This is a genomic window from Steroidobacter sp. (assembly GCF_016790065.1).
Taxonomy (GTDB): domain Bacteria; phylum Pseudomonadota; class Gammaproteobacteria; order Steroidobacterales; family Steroidobacteraceae; genus Steroidobacter.
In genome coordinates this window covers 1-16,132 of sequence record NZ_JAEUPY010000556.1, presented here as the reverse complement: position 1 = coordinate 16,132, position 16,132 = coordinate 1, and the positions used below count along the sequence as shown (strand labels likewise).

11 protein-coding genes and 1 riboswitch are annotated in these 16,132 nt (G+C 60.6%); of the genes, 7 read left to right on the top strand and 4 right to left on the bottom strand.

Features of this window, described 5'->3' with window-relative positions:
• Nucleotides 1-1,346 (top strand): TolB family protein (locus tag JNL55_RS22870; RefSeq protein WP_293859454.1); only part of this gene is annotated, 1,346 nt, incomplete at its 5' end.
• Nucleotides 1,347-1,406: 60 nt separating this feature from the next.
• Here JNL55_RS22870 and JNL55_RS22865 read toward each other — a convergent pair.
• Nucleotides 1,407-4,145, bottom strand: coding sequence for a TonB-dependent receptor plug domain-containing protein (locus tag JNL55_RS22865; protein WP_293859452.1), 2,739 nt, complete (start codon nt 4,143-4,145; stop codon nt 1,407-1,409).
• Nucleotides 4,146-4,204: 59 nt separating this feature from the next.
• Entirely contained in the window at nt 4,205-5,866 is a 1,662-nt protein-coding gene (locus tag JNL55_RS22860) for an N-acyl-D-amino-acid deacylase family protein (protein WP_293859450.1), read from the bottom strand.
• Nucleotides 5,867-6,041: 175 nt separating this feature from the next.
• Between JNL55_RS22860 and JNL55_RS22855 the strand changes: the two genes are divergently transcribed.
• The 3 genes from JNL55_RS22855 to JNL55_RS22845 all read left to right on the top strand — a co-directional run bounded on the left by JNL55_RS22855 (nt 6,042) and on the right by JNL55_RS22845 (nt 9,784).
• On the top strand, nt 6,042-6,869 hold the full coding sequence (locus JNL55_RS22855) for a helix-turn-helix transcriptional regulator (protein WP_293859448.1): 828 nt from the start codon (nt 6,042-6,044) through the stop codon (nt 6,867-6,869).
• Nucleotides 6,870-6,943: 74 nt separating this feature from the next.
• Nucleotides 6,944-9,103, top strand: coding sequence for a TonB-dependent receptor (locus JNL55_RS22850; RefSeq protein WP_293859446.1), 2,160 nt, complete (start codon nt 6,944-6,946; stop codon nt 9,101-9,103).
• Between the two features lie 9 nt (nt 9,104-9,112).
• Nucleotides 9,113-9,784, top strand: a complete 672-nt coding sequence (locus JNL55_RS22845) for a cysteine hydrolase family protein (protein WP_293859444.1) — start codon at nt 9,113-9,115, stop codon at nt 9,782-9,784.
• A gap of 1 nt (nt 9,785) precedes the next feature.
• Here the strand turns inward: JNL55_RS22845 and JNL55_RS22840 are convergent, their stop codons facing one another.
• Both JNL55_RS22840 and JNL55_RS22835 read right to left on the bottom strand, forming a co-directional pair.
• Entirely contained in the window at nt 9,786-10,694 is a 909-nt protein-coding gene (locus JNL55_RS22840; RefSeq protein WP_293859442.1) for a DUF2268 domain-containing putative Zn-dependent protease, read from the bottom strand.
• Nucleotides 10,606-12,240 carry a peptide MFS transporter gene (locus JNL55_RS22835; protein WP_293859440.1) on the bottom strand — a complete coding sequence of 545 codons (1,635 nt, stop codon included), beginning with the start codon at nt 12,238-12,240 and terminating at the stop codon, nt 10,606-10,608. Before JNL55_RS22835 ends, JNL55_RS22840 begins: the two co-directional genes overlap by 89 nt.
• 135 nt (nt 12,241-12,375) lie before the next feature.
• Between JNL55_RS22835 and JNL55_RS22830 the strand changes: the two genes are divergently transcribed.
• The 3 genes from JNL55_RS22830 to JNL55_RS22820 all read left to right on the top strand — a co-directional run.
• The gene (locus JNL55_RS22830) at nt 12,376-14,679 is read left to right on the top strand and encodes a S9 family peptidase (protein ID WP_293859438.1); all 2,304 of its coding nucleotides are present in this window, start codon (nt 12,376-12,378) and stop codon (nt 14,677-14,679) included.
• Nucleotides 14,680-14,762: 83 nt separating this feature from the next.
• Nucleotides 14,763-14,990 (top strand): hypothetical protein, encoded by a 228-nt coding sequence (locus JNL55_RS22825; protein ID WP_293859436.1) that lies wholly within the window; start codon nt 14,763-14,765, stop codon nt 14,988-14,990.
• A gap of 19 nt (nt 14,991-15,009) precedes the next feature.
• Nucleotides 15,010-15,247, top strand: a riboswitch (cobalamin riboswitch).
• A 217-nt stretch (nt 15,248-15,464) separates the two neighbouring features.
• The coding region (locus tag JNL55_RS22820) for a ribonucleotide reductase N-terminal alpha domain-containing protein (protein WP_293859433.1) at nt 15,465-16,132 on the top strand (668 nt) is incomplete at its 3' end.

The window sequence follows — 16,132 nt, the reverse complement described above, 5'->3', positions numbered from 1 at the left end:
TCTTTGTCGGCGTAGAACCGTTTCGAGTCTTGTTCGCTGGCGATGAGCCGGAGAATGGATCGAACGAACTGTATCTGAGCGATCTCGTTTCCGACCCCACCGTGCTGACGACAGCGACCGAGGGTAACTGGCGGCTGCGGGGCTTCAAGGCGTCGCAGAATGGCGCGACCGTCGCGTATCGGCGCGAAGATCAAACCAATGCTGCCCGAGTCGATCTGGGGTTCGTGCGAATAGCCACTACGATTCAACGAAGCACGGTGCCGGTGCCGGCGGGCGCGACGCTGCCGCTCGATGTCGACAACGCCGATCAGTTCATCGTCAGTCCGGATGGTCAGTGGATCGCGCTGATCGCACGTGTGGGCAGCGTCGACTCGGTGTACGTCTACAACGTCACGACCGGGACGGCACTGAGCAAGGTCAGTCCGGCCAACACAGTGTTCGCCAGTCACCTGCGGTTCTCCTACGACTCGCGGAATTTGTTTTTTCTTGCGTCACCGGTGGCTGGTGGCGGCGCTAAGTCGCTTTATACGGTGACAGCAGCGGGGCCGAGTGCGACTGTGCCCGTGTCCGCGATCAGCGATCCCGCGACCACGGACGATGTGTTCGACTTTTCGATCTCTCCCAACCAGCTGTCGATTCTGATCAATGCCAATCGCAACGGGCGTCAGGCGCTGTTCTATATCGATGCACGCCAATTGCAGGCCGAGACTCAGGTGAGCCACTCGCTGGCCTTCGGTGAATCGATCAGCGCCAGCACCATCTCATCCATAGGCGGCACGATCGGCAGTGGCATGGGGCAGCGGGTGGGTTACACGGTGCGTACCGCGATACAGACGACGCGTGCGTACGTTGCAGAGATCTCCACAACTCCGAATCCTCGCGAGGTGGCGACGGCTGCGGAAGTGGTCGGGCTGCGTCCTGACGATGACGCGCTGTTGTATACCAAGAGCGGTCAGATCTACGAGCGCGATCTGGACACCGGCGCTGACGCAATCGTCGCGGCCGGTGGCACGGCCTGGTACGACTCGACAGGAAATATCTTGCTGGTCCGGCAGGCGCAGTTCTCGGGAAGCACGCCGTATCCGGTACTTGCTGTGACCACGCGGGGTGCATTCGGCACTACTGATGCCGTCGGTACACCGGCGCAAGCGGCTCGCCTGAATGAGGTGAGTGGCTTCGATAGAGGCGTGACAGTGTTGGCCGAAGGGCCGCCGGGAGGCTCGACGCCCACCAGAGCTCGGGTCGCGCTGGTGAATGGACTGGCACCCGACAAGCTGCTTTATCTCAGCGATTTCCCATCGCCGCTGCAACTCACATCGTCCACTGCGCTGGTGGTTACTCGCTAAAAAAAACAGCCCGGCAAAGCATTGCTCTGCCGGGCTGTGTCAGTGGGTCGAAATCGACGATCAGAAGTTGGCGCGCACTCCCAGCGTGAAGTAGCGGCCGACGATATCGAAGTAGGGCGAGTTCAACGCAGCCAGTGCCGGCTCCTTGTCGAACACGTTCTGCACGCTGCCGTAAACCGTCAGCTTGCTCTCACCCAGCGGGATGTATGTGCGCAGGCCCAAGTCGACATACGTGCGGCTGGCGATGTTGTTGTTACCCACGCCCGAGAGCACGTTCGAAGGCGCATAGCCGCCGCCGTCCAGGTAGCGAGCACGCAGGTCGCCGCCGATGAACTCGCTTTCATAAGCGAGCGTCACCGAACCGCGCCACTTCGGAACCAGGAAGGTGGCTTGCGAACCGAGGTAGCCCGCACCTTCGATGGTGATGATGCCGTTGTCCACCGCGAGCGTGTCGACGTAGTTCGCCAAGCCGCGCACCGTCACTTGGCCCGGGCCGACGTCGAAGCGGTACGAAGCCTCGAGGTCGAAGCCCTTGTTGACGAATTCCGCGATGTTGATGTACGTCGCGTTGATCTCGGTAATCACACCGCCGGTGCGAGTGATCTGGTTACAGGCCGACTGATTGCCTTGCTGATAACAGCTGTTGACGATCTGCTGCGCGGTCAAGGTCGTGATCACATCCTCGATCTTGATGTGATAGTAGTCCAACGACACTTCCAGGCCGGGCACGAACGACGGCGAGTACACCGCACCGACGGTCAGTGTGTCGGCGATCTCTGGGTCGAGCGCGGTGCTGCCGCCGGTGAACAGAGTCACTTGAGTGGTGGACGCCGGAGTCTGCGAAACGTCCTGCACGTTGGTGAAGAACGTCGATGGCGACGAGAACAATTCCGTCAGGTTGGGCGCACGGATGTCGCGAGAGCGAGTGGCGCGCAGCTTGAAATCGTTCACCAAGTGCCAGGTGCCGCCGAGCTTCCAGGACCAGATCGAGCCGCTGGTGCTGTAGTCGGAAATGCGCGCGGCACCGTTGAAGTTCAGCGATTGCACCAGCGGCTTGTCGGCCAGCAGCGGAATGGCTACTTCGACGAAGCCTTCGGTCACGTCGTTGCCGATCTTAGAAATGTTCTCTCCGTTGATGGTGGCGAAATTGCCGGCCAGCGAGTTGGCATCGTAAGTCGAGCGGAACTGTTCCTTGCGATACTCGATACCGGTGGCGAACGACACTGGCTGGTTCCACAGCTCGAACGGCTCGCCGCTCAAGATGATGCCGGCGGTATCCAGCCAGGTTTCATCGATGGCATGCCAATCGGCCGTGACGTAATCGACCGCCGCCTGGCTGGCGCGGCCCGAGCCGAACAAGTTCAGCGGTCGGCAGGCCGTGGTCGGATCGGTCAACGCGATTCGGCACACCGGCGAGCCACCCGGGCCGGTCACGGCGTCGATGGCGTTGAAGAAGTTCTCGGCCAGCGCCAGGTTCAGCAGCTTCATGTCCTGTTCCTGCTTGCCGCGGCCGTAGTAACCGTTGTAGCGCCACTTGCCGTCGGCGAATTCGCCGTCGAAGCCGATGGTGGCCTGCACCGCTTCGCGATCGTACTTGTAGCTGGCGAGCGCGACGTCGGTCACGGCGCGGCCCATGGTGAATGTCGTTTCACCTGCGCCTTGCACCAGTGCGCGTTGGGCCGGCGTCAGATTCAGGAATGGATTGTCGTAAGAGAAGGTCAGCTGCGTGATGGCCAGGTCCGGAAAATAGACGCGCTCATCTTTCACGTTGTTATAGATGAGCTCGGCCCACACTTTGACGTTGTCGGTCACATTCAGCGAGAACCGTCCCATCACGTTGGCGCGCTCGATGGGCGCCACCACGGAACGGAATTGATCGATGTTGTAGCCTTCGCCGCCGATCATCAAGTTCGGCGATCCGGCACGGCGCACGCCGTATTGGAACGGACGCAAGCTGCCGTCCGTATCGAAGGTCTGGCCGGTCAACACACCGGTGTTGATCAAACCGCCTTCGCTGCGACGAGCTTCATGCAGGTTGGCGGTCGGATACAGCAGGCCGTCGGTGCCGGGGAAGAAATTGGCTTCGCCGATGCGCGGGCGGCGCGTGCCGGGGATGATGCCATCATCTTTGAGATAGTCGGCACCGACCAACAGATGGGCACGGTCGTCGAACAGCTTGGTGCCGAACGAGGCTTCCACCAAGGTCTTTTCGGCGTCGCCGTGAGTGGAGCGGCCGCGTTGTACGCCGACTTCGACGCCTTCTCGGTTGTCATCCAGAATGATGTTGACCACACCGGCGACGGCGTCCGAGCCATAGGCAGCCGAAGCGCCGCCGGTGACCACGTCGATGCGCTTCACCAGCGAGTACGGCACGGTCTGCAAGTCGTCCGAGCTGATGTAGCGACGGTTATTGACCAGCACCAGGGTGCGCGACGCTCCCAAGCCGCGAAGATCGGCGGGCGTTTGGCCCGAAGAGGTCACGGTATTGGTCGAGGACGCCGACTGTGTGGAACGGAATTGCGGCAAATCGGTCAGCGTTGCTGCAATATCGGTGCGACCGGCCTGACGCAATTCGACTTCGCCCAACACCGTCGTCGGCGTCGGCGCGTCGAAACCGGCGGTGCTGATGCGCGAGCCGGAGACCACGACCACGTCGATCGTCTCTGAATTCTCCGTCGTGGACTGACCCGCGGCGGACTGGCCATACGCGGAACCGGCACATGCGATCGCGACGGCCAGCGCAACGGCGCTATGGCGGCGAACTCGCACTGAATAATCAACATCGTTTACTGCGACCATTGAAACCCCTTATTTCTTAGCTGCCAACCCAATCCCCAATCCCATCTGCAAGGCCGGAGTCACGACGCTTGGTCGCGCTCGGCGCTGCAGCCACTGCTTTTCAAAGTCACGCCGGGCTTGGCGCCCGTATGTCGACCCTCTGCGACCACCACCTGGCCGTTGACCACCACGTACTGAATGCCTTCAGCCGTCGCAGTCGGGTTCTGATAAGTCGCGCGATCTTGAATTCGGTCGTAGTCGAAGACAGTGATATCGGCCCACAAGCCGGTACGAATGGCGCCGCGATCGAACTGGCGCATCCGAGTGGCGGGCCACGACGTCATTTTCCGAATCGCGTCCGGCAACGTGAGCACGCCGCGCTTGCGGACATACTCGGCAATCAGACGCGGGAAATTTCCGTAGGAGCGTGGGTGAGGTAAGCCCAACGCGTCTGTCTCATTTAGTTTTGCACTTGCCGATGCATCGCTGCCGAGCGATACCCAAGGAGTACGCAACGCTGTTTCGATGTCCTTTTCATCCATCATGAAATACAGCGCCATGGCGCGATTCGGCTGTGCTTCGATCACGATGTCCCAAGCCACGTCGGCCGGATCGCGCTTCAGCGCTTTGCCGATGGCCGCCAGACTTTGGTTGTGGAAGCGGTCGTATTTGGGATTGAACGCGTTCGCCAGTACTACGCGATCCCAACCGCCCGAGGAATGCACCAGGTTCGACCAGCCGGGCATCGAGCCCGCCGCGACTTCGCGCTTCAAGCGCTCACGCACCTTGGGGCTTTTGAGTTTTTTCAAACCTTCTTTGAGGCCGCCTTCGAACACCCAGCTCGGCACGGTGATGTCGAGACCGGTGCCGCCAGCTTCATAGAGATACATGTCCGCGGCGATGTCGACGCCTCGCTCGCGAGCGGCATCGACCTGCGCAATGGCTTGCGGCATGAGTTGATGCCAGCCGGGCTGATAGGCGCCTTTGAGATGAAAGATCTCGATGGGAATGCCGGCGCGTTCGCCGATTTCGATGGATTCGCCGATGGCAGTGAGCAGGCCGGCGCTTTCATCGCGCATATGACTGGCGTAGATGCCGCCGCAAGACGCTGCGACTTTCGATAGCTCGACCAGATCGTTGGTGGATTGAAAGCTGTCGGGCGGATAGATCAACGCCGTCGCCACGCCGATGGCGCCACCGCGCATCGCGGTTGCTACCAACGCTTTCATTTTTTCCAGTTGCTCGGGCGTGGGTGTGCCGGCGCCATCGCCCATCACCGCGACACGAGCCTGACTGGTGCCGTAATAGCTGCCGAAGTTGAGCGAAATTCCTTGTCGCTCCAACTGCGCGAAGTAGGCGGGGATTTCAGCGGCGGCCACCGGCGTGCCGCCTTCACCGGCAATGGCGGTGGTCACGCCTTGCAGGAGTTTGTTCTCGGCACGGCCCTCGGTCCGGAGCACCTCGCCGGACTGGTCCATCATGTCGATCCAACCCGGTGAAACGTACAAGCCGCGGGCGTCGATTTCTTTCCGGCCTTTGGCGGCGATCTTGCCGACCGCCGCGATGCGGCCGTTAGCGACCGCTACATCGGCATTGATCCAGGGATTACCGAGCCCGTCCAGCACTCGACCGTTACGAATGACAACGTCGTAAGTGCTTGAAGTGTCTGCGGCTTGTGCCGCTGCCAGCGTGAGAGTGCCGACCGCGAGACTGCTCAGGGTCGCCAGGGCCAATCGTTGCATCGAGCCTCCCACTGCAAAGGATCAACTTAGCATATACGGAGAAGAGTATCCTAATTAGAGAAATATTTGTCACTACAGGCGTGATGTATACATTTGGGCAGGATTTACAGCGTTGCTCGGCTCGGACGATCATGCGAGTCCTTGCAGTTGTCCGGCCCGGCTTGGTGAATCCCAAATGTTGGAAAACGCCGCGCAACGCGACGCTATCGAGCTGACTGCCCGCTTCGGTTCGGCACTGCTGGCAAGGCTGCAGGGCCCGGACTTCCTGGCCGCGTTGGCGGCGGGCTTGCAGCCCTTCGTGGCATACAAAAATTTCATTGTGTTCGGCTATCGAGAAGGCTTCTCCGCGGATCTGATCTTTACCAATCTGGAGCTGCCCGGTCTAAGCCGACAAATGCGGCCTTACACCGACGGGTTGTATCTGCTAGACCCGTTTTACATCGCCGACATGAGCCAGCATCGTCACGGGCTGCTGCAACTTGCCGAAGTGGCGCCGGACGATTTCGAGCAAAGTGAATTTTTTCTGACCTTCTACGCAGCGGTCGATGTGCTCGATGAGCTGCACTATGTGGTGCCGTTGTCGCCGGGGCGCTCGGTGCACGTGTTCATCGAGCGTGAATTGCCAGGTCCCAAATTCTCTGCAGCGGAGGTCGAGACACTGACGGCGCTGGAGTCGATCGTCACGACGGCCATTCGTGCCCATTGGCGCTGGCGAGACGGCGTGCTGCCGCAGCGCTCGACTTCGCCCATTCAATCGGCGGGCGGCATCGATGGCGTCATTCGGAACATGAAGCCTGGCGAGTTGACCGAACGCGAGGTCGAAGTGATCGGCCTGTCCTTGCGTGGGCACTCGGCGAAACTGATCGCGCGTGAATTGGGCATCAGCGAAGCCACCGTCACCAATCACAAACGCAACGTGTACGAAAAGCTGGGCGTGCACTCCCAGAGTCAGTTGTTTTCGATGTTCCTCAATACCTTGTCCTCGGACGCGCCGGGCACATAGCAAGTTCTTGCTATGGCTCGCTGACAGCTGGGTGCCTACGGTGTGCTCAATCTGGCAGCCATCGAGGACATCGCATGTTGGTTCGAGCTACTCCGCCACTGATTGCACTCATCGTGGGCGCTTGCTTGAGTGGGCGCGCCACGGCACAGCAAAGCTCGGCTGCAGCGGATTCGGCGCAAGTCGATATGGCGTCGGTGGAAGAGGTGATCGTCACCGCTCGTAAACGATCCGAGCGCGAGATCGACGTGCCGCAATCGTTGAACGTCTTCAGCGGCGCCGCGCTCGAAGCCACTGGCGTGAGCTCGTTCGAGCAACTTCAGTATCGAATTCCCGGAGTGGCTGCAGTCAGCGGGCCGGGCAATCAAATTGCGATTCGCGGCATCAGCAACAATGCATCTCAGCGTGGCGGCGGACCGTCGACGGCGGTTCATCTCGACGGGGTCTACCTGCCGCGGCCGGAACTGGCGCTCGGCGAAGTGTTCGACCTCGGCCGCGTGGAAGTGTTGAAAGGTCCGGAAGGCACTCTGTACGGTCGCAATGCCACCGCCGGCGTGGTCAACTACATCAGCCGCGATCCCGGTGAAGAAATGGGCTTCGATGGTTTCATCGGCGCCGGCTCGAACAGCATGCTGCGCGGACAGGCGGGCGCAACCATCGTCGCTGGCGATCATGCGCGATTCAGGATCAGCGGCGCCAAACATCAGGACGATGGTTACACTCACAACTTGCACGCAGCGGGCGGCACCATCGACGGTCGCGACTATCAAGCGGCGCGCTTGCGAGGTGTGTTCGACATTTCACCTGCGGTCACGGCGACGTTGACCGGCCAGATCGTCGATGACACAGGCACGCTCGGTTACGGTGTGTCGGGCAATCCCGAAGCGCTCAACTATGTGAACTTTTTGGAACCGCCGCAGCGGCGCGACCAACGTCACATCCAAATCGACACGCCGCCTGAAGTGCGTCGGCGCGGCGGCATCGGCGCTGCGCAGATCAACGCCAGATTGGCCAACGACCTGGAACTCAAGTCGATCACCGGTTACGTGCATTACACCAGCCGCAATCGCTACGATGCCGATGGCTCAGGCGGCTTCATCGAGAACACGGAAGGCTCGGACAAGTCCGAGTTCTGGTCCCAAGAATTTCAGCTCAGCGGCAACGCGGGCGATAACGTGTCTTGGACGTCCGGTCTGTATTTTTCGCGGGAGCAGACATCGGGCGGTACGTTGGTGCTGGACTCAAATTTTTATCCGGTTGATTTGACGCCCTTCATCTACAGCGTGACCGAATTCTCGGCGGAGTCGCACAGTGAAGCGGTGTTCGGTGAGCTGACCTATGGGTTCCTGGAAAACTGGTCGATCGTTGGCGGTGCGCGCTACACGCGTGAGCGCATCAAAGGCTCGTCGAGCGGCGGTGACATCGATTTCGACACCTTCGAGCTGGTACCGTTCAGCGGTGCGGAGTCCGAGTCGTCCAGCCGATTTACACCCAAGGTCTCGCTGCAATACAAGCCGTCGCGAAACGCGACGCTGTACGCCAGTGCCACCACCGGCTTCAAGAGCGGCGGTATCAACTTCAATCCGCCAGTGAAGACCTATCGACCCGAAAAGGTCAGGGCATATGAAGTCGGTGCCAAGACATTGCTGCTCAATGGCGGATTGGAACTCACCGCGGCCGCTTTCCACTACGATTATCGCGATCTGCAGTTGCGGACAGTGGTAGGCAACCAAGCGCCCATTTCCAACGTGGCCAAGGCGACCATTCAAGGCGTGGAGTTCGGGATGTTGACTGCGCCGTTGGCAGGACTGACGGTCGATTTGAACGCCGCCTATACCGATAGCGAGCTAGAGGAATACTTTTCTCCGGCGACCGGTACGGATTTGAGCGGTATGCCGTTGCCGCTCGCTCCTGAGTTCAGCGGCACGCTCGGCACGCAGTATCAAGCGAACGTTGGCGGATTCTCGCTGACGGCACGCGCCGAGGTGAATCGGCAGGGCAGTTTGATTTTCCCGGCGCTGCAGGCACCCGCCATCGAACGTCGTGGCGCGGTGACGCTGGTCAACGCCAATCTGCAGTTGGGGCTCAGAGATGGGCGCACGTATATTTCCTTGCTGGGCAGAAATTTGACCGATCAAACGTACCTGTCCAACCGCAGCTATTCGGCAGGCTTCGCGGACATAGAAACCTACGCGGCCCCGCGAACCTACGAAGTGCGTATCGGCACTGCATTCTGAGGACGGATCTTGACCTCACTCATTCTCAACTGCGAGCGTGGCCGGTCCATCACGCTCGAGCCACGCAAGACGGCGCTGGCTTGTATCGACTTTCAGAAGGACTTTGTCGCGGCCGACGGCATGGCGGCATCGCGAGGCGCGTCGATGGAGTCTGTGAACGAAGCGATCCCGGCTGCGCAGCGAGTACTGATGACTGCCCGCAACGCCGGCATCTTCGTGTTTCATACCCGAGAGGTTTATGCCCCCGATCTATCGGATCTGAACGCGTATCGAAAGCGGAATGACAGTGCGGTGGGCGCTGCCGGTCCATTGGGCCGTTTTATGATTCAAGGCGAGCGCGGCAGCGACATCGTCGCATCCATGCAGCCCGCGCCCGGGGAGCCTGTGATCGACAAAGCTGGCTTCAGTGCCTTTCATCAAACCAGTCTCGATACCATCTTGCGCACCCGAGGTATTGAAGTGCTGCTGCTCACTGGAGTCACGACGCAGTGTTGTGTGGCTTCGACTCTGCGCGCAGCGGTGGACATCGGTTATAGCTGCGTGTTGTTGAAGGATGCCTGTGCCGCATACGATCCGGCCGATCACGAAGCGACGGTTCGAGTCATCTATAGCGAGAACGACACATTCGGTTGGGTGAGCGACTCGCGCCGGTTCATGATGTCTGTTGCTGACCGACACTGACTCATTGCAGGTCGATGCCGGGATACCAACCGCTGCGGGCCAGAAATGCCTGGGCGTCGCTCATTTCGAGAATGTCTCGAAACGCTTGGCGCTTGTCGACGGCGCGTTGGTAGTACGACTTGGCGATGCGATAGCCGACCCAGTAGCCCAAGTCAGCCCCTTGTTCCAGCGTGCTGTTGTCTACCCAGTGAGATAGATCGGTGCTGTCCTGATCGGCAACGAAGTCGGTTTCAATTTGCTTTTCGCGCCCGCGGGTGAGGGGGCCGAAATGGGTGTAGCCCGTTTTGCCTGACGTGAGTTCGGCCGCGAACTCGGCGGCGCCTTCCAGAAGAGAGCGTTGCAGTACGGTGTGTTGCGCTTCGTTCTCGTGTCCGGCGGTCTGTTGAATATGTGCGTACTCGTGCGCGATCACGTGTACGAATCGATCTTCGAGATTGGGATTGAACCAAGTCACGGCGCACAGCGCTTCGAGTCCGATCTGTAATCCCGTGGCGGGGTAACCCACGCCCACCGGCTTGCCACGGCCGACGACGATGGTGATCGGTGGAATGCGAGCTTCGGGATACAACCGAACCAATTCACGTAGCGAGCTTTCGACGCGCTCGCGCACGCGCGGCAGGACCTGCACGCAACTCTTGGCATCTGTATAGAGTTGCGGTTTCTTAGCCAGCGACTCGGCGAGGTTCGTCGCAGTCAGATGGCGGATCTTTACGAACGTATGCAGTCCGCTCGTGCCGACATCCAGATAGTCGCGTTGGATCTGTTCTACGGTCGGATGGCCGTTGGCCGCGTCGTAAATTCTGTAGAAGCGCTCGACATCCTCAGTCTGAATCTCGGGGCCTGTCGCTGTGTTCGCCTGCGCTCCGCAGGCCAGGGTACTCAGCAGGATGGCCAGCGCCGATCGCTTCATGGGTCGCTCCGTTTGACCGATGTCCTGGTGCAATCATACGGTGAGCATGGTTCTCATGCGACCGCCGAGTAAGCACCGGAGCCAGCAAAAACAGCACCAGCGCCAAGGCCAACGCGATGACGCCGAGGCGTGTATAGACATTTGCAAACGCCTGTATCGGGGACACGCCCGCGTCGTTCTGCGAGGTGAGTTGTGCAACCAGGCCGGAGATGTAACTGGACGCGGAGTAGGCGAGGAAGAATGCGCCCATCATCACGCCGACGATGCGTCTAGGTGCGAGCTTGGTGACAACGGACATGCCCACGGGTGCAAGGCATAGCTCGCCGCACGTCATTAAAAAGAAGTTCAACACAAACCAGCCGAGCGCGACTTTCGCGCCCGGTTCGGTGCCGTTCAGGCCCAGCGTCAGCACCAGGAACGCGAGCCCAACTTGTAACAGCGCCAGACTGAACTTCAGCGTCGCGGAAGGTTCGCGGCCACGGCGGCCAAGATGGAGCCACAGCGCGCTGGCAACCGGTGCCAGCAGCAGGATGAAAATGGGCGGCAGCGACTGAAACATCGATGCTGGCACAGTGAAGCCGAAGATCGTGCGATCCACCAGGCGGTCGGCAAACACCGCCAGCGAGCTGCCCATCTGTTCGTACAGTGCCCAGAAACCAATCGTGAACACGATGAGTGCCGCGCACACCAGCAAACGATCGCGCTCCACCGGATTGCAGCGGGAGAGGGAGTAATACAACACCCCGAGACCGGTAACGATGCCGAACACAGTCAGCATCGGGCCAACGACCTGTCGGTTGTTCAAGAGCAGCCAGGCGGCAATGACCAGCGCGACCGAACTCGCGTAGATCAGTAGTTCGCGGCTGAGGCCGGCAATGACAGGTTCGCGTAGCCATGCTGGGTTCGGTGGATCCGCTAGGCCGTGCAGATGACGCTGGCCTCGCAGAAATGTGAATAGCCCCGCCAGCATGCCGATGCCCGCCAGACCGAAACCATAGCGCCAGCCGTACGTCTGCCCGATCCAGCCGCACAACAAAGGCGCGGCGGCACCGCCGAGGTTGATGCCCATATAAAAGATGGTGAAGCCCGAGTCGCGACGCGGATCGTTCGGTCCGTACAGCGCGCCGACCAGCGTGGACGCATTGGTTTTCAGGAAGCCGACACCGACGATGATGAAGGCCAGCGACGTGTAGAAGATTTGCAGGGACACCGCATCTCGAGCGACGGCGCCGGCCGCTGTACCGATCTGCGTAGCCGGCGGACCTTCGACAGCGATTCCCAAATGCCCGATCACCAGCAGGATGGCGCCCAACGTTACCGCCTTGCGCGCGCCCAGATAGCGGTCGGCGATGGCGCCGCCCAGCACTGGCGTCATGTAGACCAGTGCCGTGTAGGTGCCGTAGATCAAATAGCTCTCGCCTTCGGAGAACAGGAAGTGCTGCATCAAGTAGAAGATCAGCAGCGCCCGCATGCCGTAGTAGCTGAAGCGTTCCCAGAGTTCGGTGGCGAAGCAGACATACAGTCCGCGCGGATGTTGAGACGGCATGGGGACTAAGACGCGGCCGGTGGCGGATTCCCCAACGGATTGTGCCTATTCGAGTTGAGGATGGGGCGCTGGGCTGCGTCTAAGGGGGTCGTTCGCTATGCTCTGCTGACCTTCCTGGGTATGCCGCCGTCATTCATGAAAAACCTGCTGTGCGCTGTTCTGGCCGGAATCGTTGTGTTGCCGGCCTTCGACGCGGGGGCTGATCCCGTCGCGATGGATGCCGCGGTCTACGCGCGAGCCGAGGCGTTGCTCGGGCCGAATCTGGAACCCAAGGTGCGCAATGTGTTCGTGGTGCCTCACTGGCTCGGCAGCAGTGACGAGTTCTGGTACGAGCGCCAGCTGAAAAGCGGCTCCGAGATGGTCGTGGTCGACGCGGCGACTGGGCGCACGCGCGCACCTTCGGCGACTGAGCTGGACACGATCAAGCAAGTCAAAGCCGACCAGGCGCCGTCCGACAGCAACATCCTGTTGGCATCGAGCGGCGACCGTGGCGTATTCGTGCAGGAAGGCAATCTGTGGGTGACGGCCAAATCGACGGGCGCGCCGCGTGCGTTGACGACCGATGGCTCAGCGAACGCTGGCTATGGCATCTGGCCGGATGCATGGTCCGCCAACTACGTGCATCGAGAACGCAGCGGCAAAGATCCGCAACCGGTGGGCGCCGAGTGGGCGCCGGACTCTCGCACCGTGCTCGTGCCCTACATCGATCAGCGCCATGTGGCGGCGTATCCGTTCCTCGAGTCGGTGCCCGTCGATGGCAGTTTCCGGCCCAAAGTGCATCCGGTTCGGATCGCGCTGGTGGGCGAGAAGCCGGCGACGTTCGAGTGGCGCCTCATCGATACCGACACCGGCAAGTTGCGACGAGTGGACCTGCCTTACGACAAGCTGCTGGAACTGCAGCAGGACATGACGGCATTCCGTGATGTTTGGTGGAGCAAGGACTCGAAGCGGCTGTACTTGGTGGCACACGGCTCCAACATGGAGTCCGCGTCCTTGTTCGAGATCGAGGTCGCGACCGGCGCCTCCAGGACGGTGATTCAAGAGAGCGTGCCGCCACGCACGGATCTGAATTCGACTTCCTACAACCCAGTGAATGTTCGTGTGGTTCGCGATGGCCGCGAAGCCATCTGGTTTTCTCAGCGCGACGGCTGGGGACATCTGTATCGCTACGATGTCGCGACCGGCAAGCAGCTGAATCGGATCACCACCGGCAAATGGCTGGTGCGAGACATCATCGACATCGATGAGCAGCGCGGTGTCATCTTCTTCACCGCGAGCGGCAAGGAGGGCGGCAATCCCTATTACCGCTATCTATATCGAGCCAACTTCGATGGTTCGAATCTGAAGTTGCTGACGCCCGAGAAGGCAGACCATTTGTTGGCGCCGAACCGGCGCTTCGTGCTTTCGCTCGATGGCATCACCGCACACCCGGCAGTCTCGCCGAGCGGCAAGTATGTGGTTTACAACTTCTCTCGCGTCGACGAGCCCACGCGCTTGGCGATTCGTCGCGTGTCGGATGCGGGTTTGGTGGCTGAAGTGGAGCAGGCGGACGCGACCGAACTTTACGCGGCCGGCTGGCGCCCGCCCGAAGAGTTTGTGGTCAAAGCGGCCGATGGCGTTACCGATCTGTGGGGCACCCTCTACAAGCCCAGCGACTTCGATCCCAAACGTAAGTACCCGATCATCGATGCTCAATATGCGAGTCCGTTGATCGCCGTCGTGCCGAGACATTTCTATGGCGCGTATCGCGGCCGACAGCCCATCGCGCCATCGTCGTATGCCGAGCTCGGCTTTATCGTCGTCTCCGTCGATGCTCGCGGCACGACGTTTCGCTCGAAAGCGTTCACTCAGGCGACTTACGGCAAGTTGAATCGCATCGGCCTCGAAGATCACATCGCGGCGATCAAAGCACTCGCCGCTGAGCGTCCGTACCTCGATGCCGATAGGGTCGGCATCGTCGGGCACTCTTATGGCGGCTTCGCTGCACTTCGCGCGATGCTGGAATTTCCAGAGTTCTTCAAGGTCGGCATCTCCAGCGCCGCGATGGTCGACACTCAAGGCATGTATGCCGACTATCACTGGTCCGCATTTCAGGGCCCGCCCGTGTACAGCGACGGCAGCGGCCGTCGCCCCACGCCCACGGAAATTGCCGGCAATTGGCAATCGCTCAACGCGTCCAGCATGGTGAACAAGCTGCAGGGCAAGCTGCTGCTGCAATTGGGCGAGCTGGATGAGAACGTGCCGCCGGCACAGATTCTGAGCTTCGTCTCCTCGCTGATCGCCGCCAACAAAGATTTCGAGATGCTGTATCTGCCCGACCGCAACCACAGCTTCATCGGTGAAGGCTATGTCATGCGCAGGAATTGGGATTTCATGGTGCGCAATCTGTTGCACCGGGAACCGCCGCGGGAGTACGACATCAAAGTCGATCGACGCTGACACGAGTCGCACAAGCTACGTGGACCCCCAAACTGTGACACGGGCGTCAGCCGTCGCTAAGGAGGGCGTGTAGCGTCGACGGCATGTTGTTCGTTGCGCTCATTTTGCTGATCGGGACCGGTTCAGGGTTCGCCGTCTACCAATGGCGCAAGCAACGTAAGGAAGCTGCCTTTCTCCGCCTGCTGCACGCCGCCGAAGACGAAGGGCGTTGGGCGGAGATCATTACCGAAGCCCACCAGACCATGTCGGTCCGCGAAGTGCAGCGGCTGGAGCAAGCCATCTACCTGCGCGCCCGCGAACATCGCAGTTGACGCCCCGCCCGAACCCCAATATCTTGTGTCCATTCTCGGTGCCTACCCCAACTCATAGACGTGTCGGGGCTGGCTGAAAAGGGAACCCGGTGACCGCGCTGTGACTAAATGCGCGCATTCCGGGGCTGCCCCGCAGCGGTAATTGGGAACGAACGGCGCACATTGCACTGGGCTTTAGCCCGGGAAGCAGCGCCAAGTAGGTCGGCATTCGCCGAAGCCCATGAGCCCGAAGACCTGCCGAGGATCGCGCGCCTTTATGGCGTGCACAGGCTGTCGGGCTCTCGTGGGAAAGGGCTGGCGGATGTTCGCATCGCTGCGTTCGCAGACGATGTCGTCTTCCGTTGTTCGCATTTTCCTCGATGACCCGATTTCGCTCGCGGGAGCGAAGGCCGGCGTCACGGTTCGTGCTGCGTGCACGAATGCCGTCCGTCGTCTTTTATTCCGCGAGCCCATGTCTTCGGGGACCGGAACACGATGGAAACGCTCGCACCCTCCGTCGCAGGCAAAGCGCCCGCGCGCATCGATTCTCATCAAGCTGATTTTCATCTGACGCCGCCGCACTCGGCTCGCACTCAGATGCGCGTCACCAAGCGCAATGGCGAGCGCGAAGCCGTCGATGTGAACAAGATCCTCAGAGCGGTCGGCCGCTGTGGCGATGGTCTGGATGCCGTCGATCCGATGCGCGTTGCGTTGAAGACCATTGCAGGTCTGTACGACGGCGCGACCACTCGTGAGCTGGATGAGCTGTCGATCCGCACCGCTGCGTCGTTCACGTTCGAAGAGCCTGAATATTCGCGCCTCGCTGCGCGCCTGCTCGCGGGCTTCATCGACAAAGAAGTGCAGGGCATGAGCGTGTACTCGTTCTCGCAGTCCATCCGGCTGGGCTTCGATGTCGGCCTGATCAATGAGCGAGTGATGAGCTTCGTCGAAAGCAATGCTCGCAAGCTCAACGACGCCATCGACGCGCGTCGCACGCAGGAGTTCGAGTACTTCGGTCTGAAGACGCTGTACGACCGGTATTTGCTGAAGCATCCGACGCGTCGGTTGGCGCTGGAGTCACCGCAGCAGTTCTGGATGCGCATCGCGTGCGCGTTGAGCACCAACGTGCACGAGGCGATCGATCTGTACAACGTGTTCTCGTC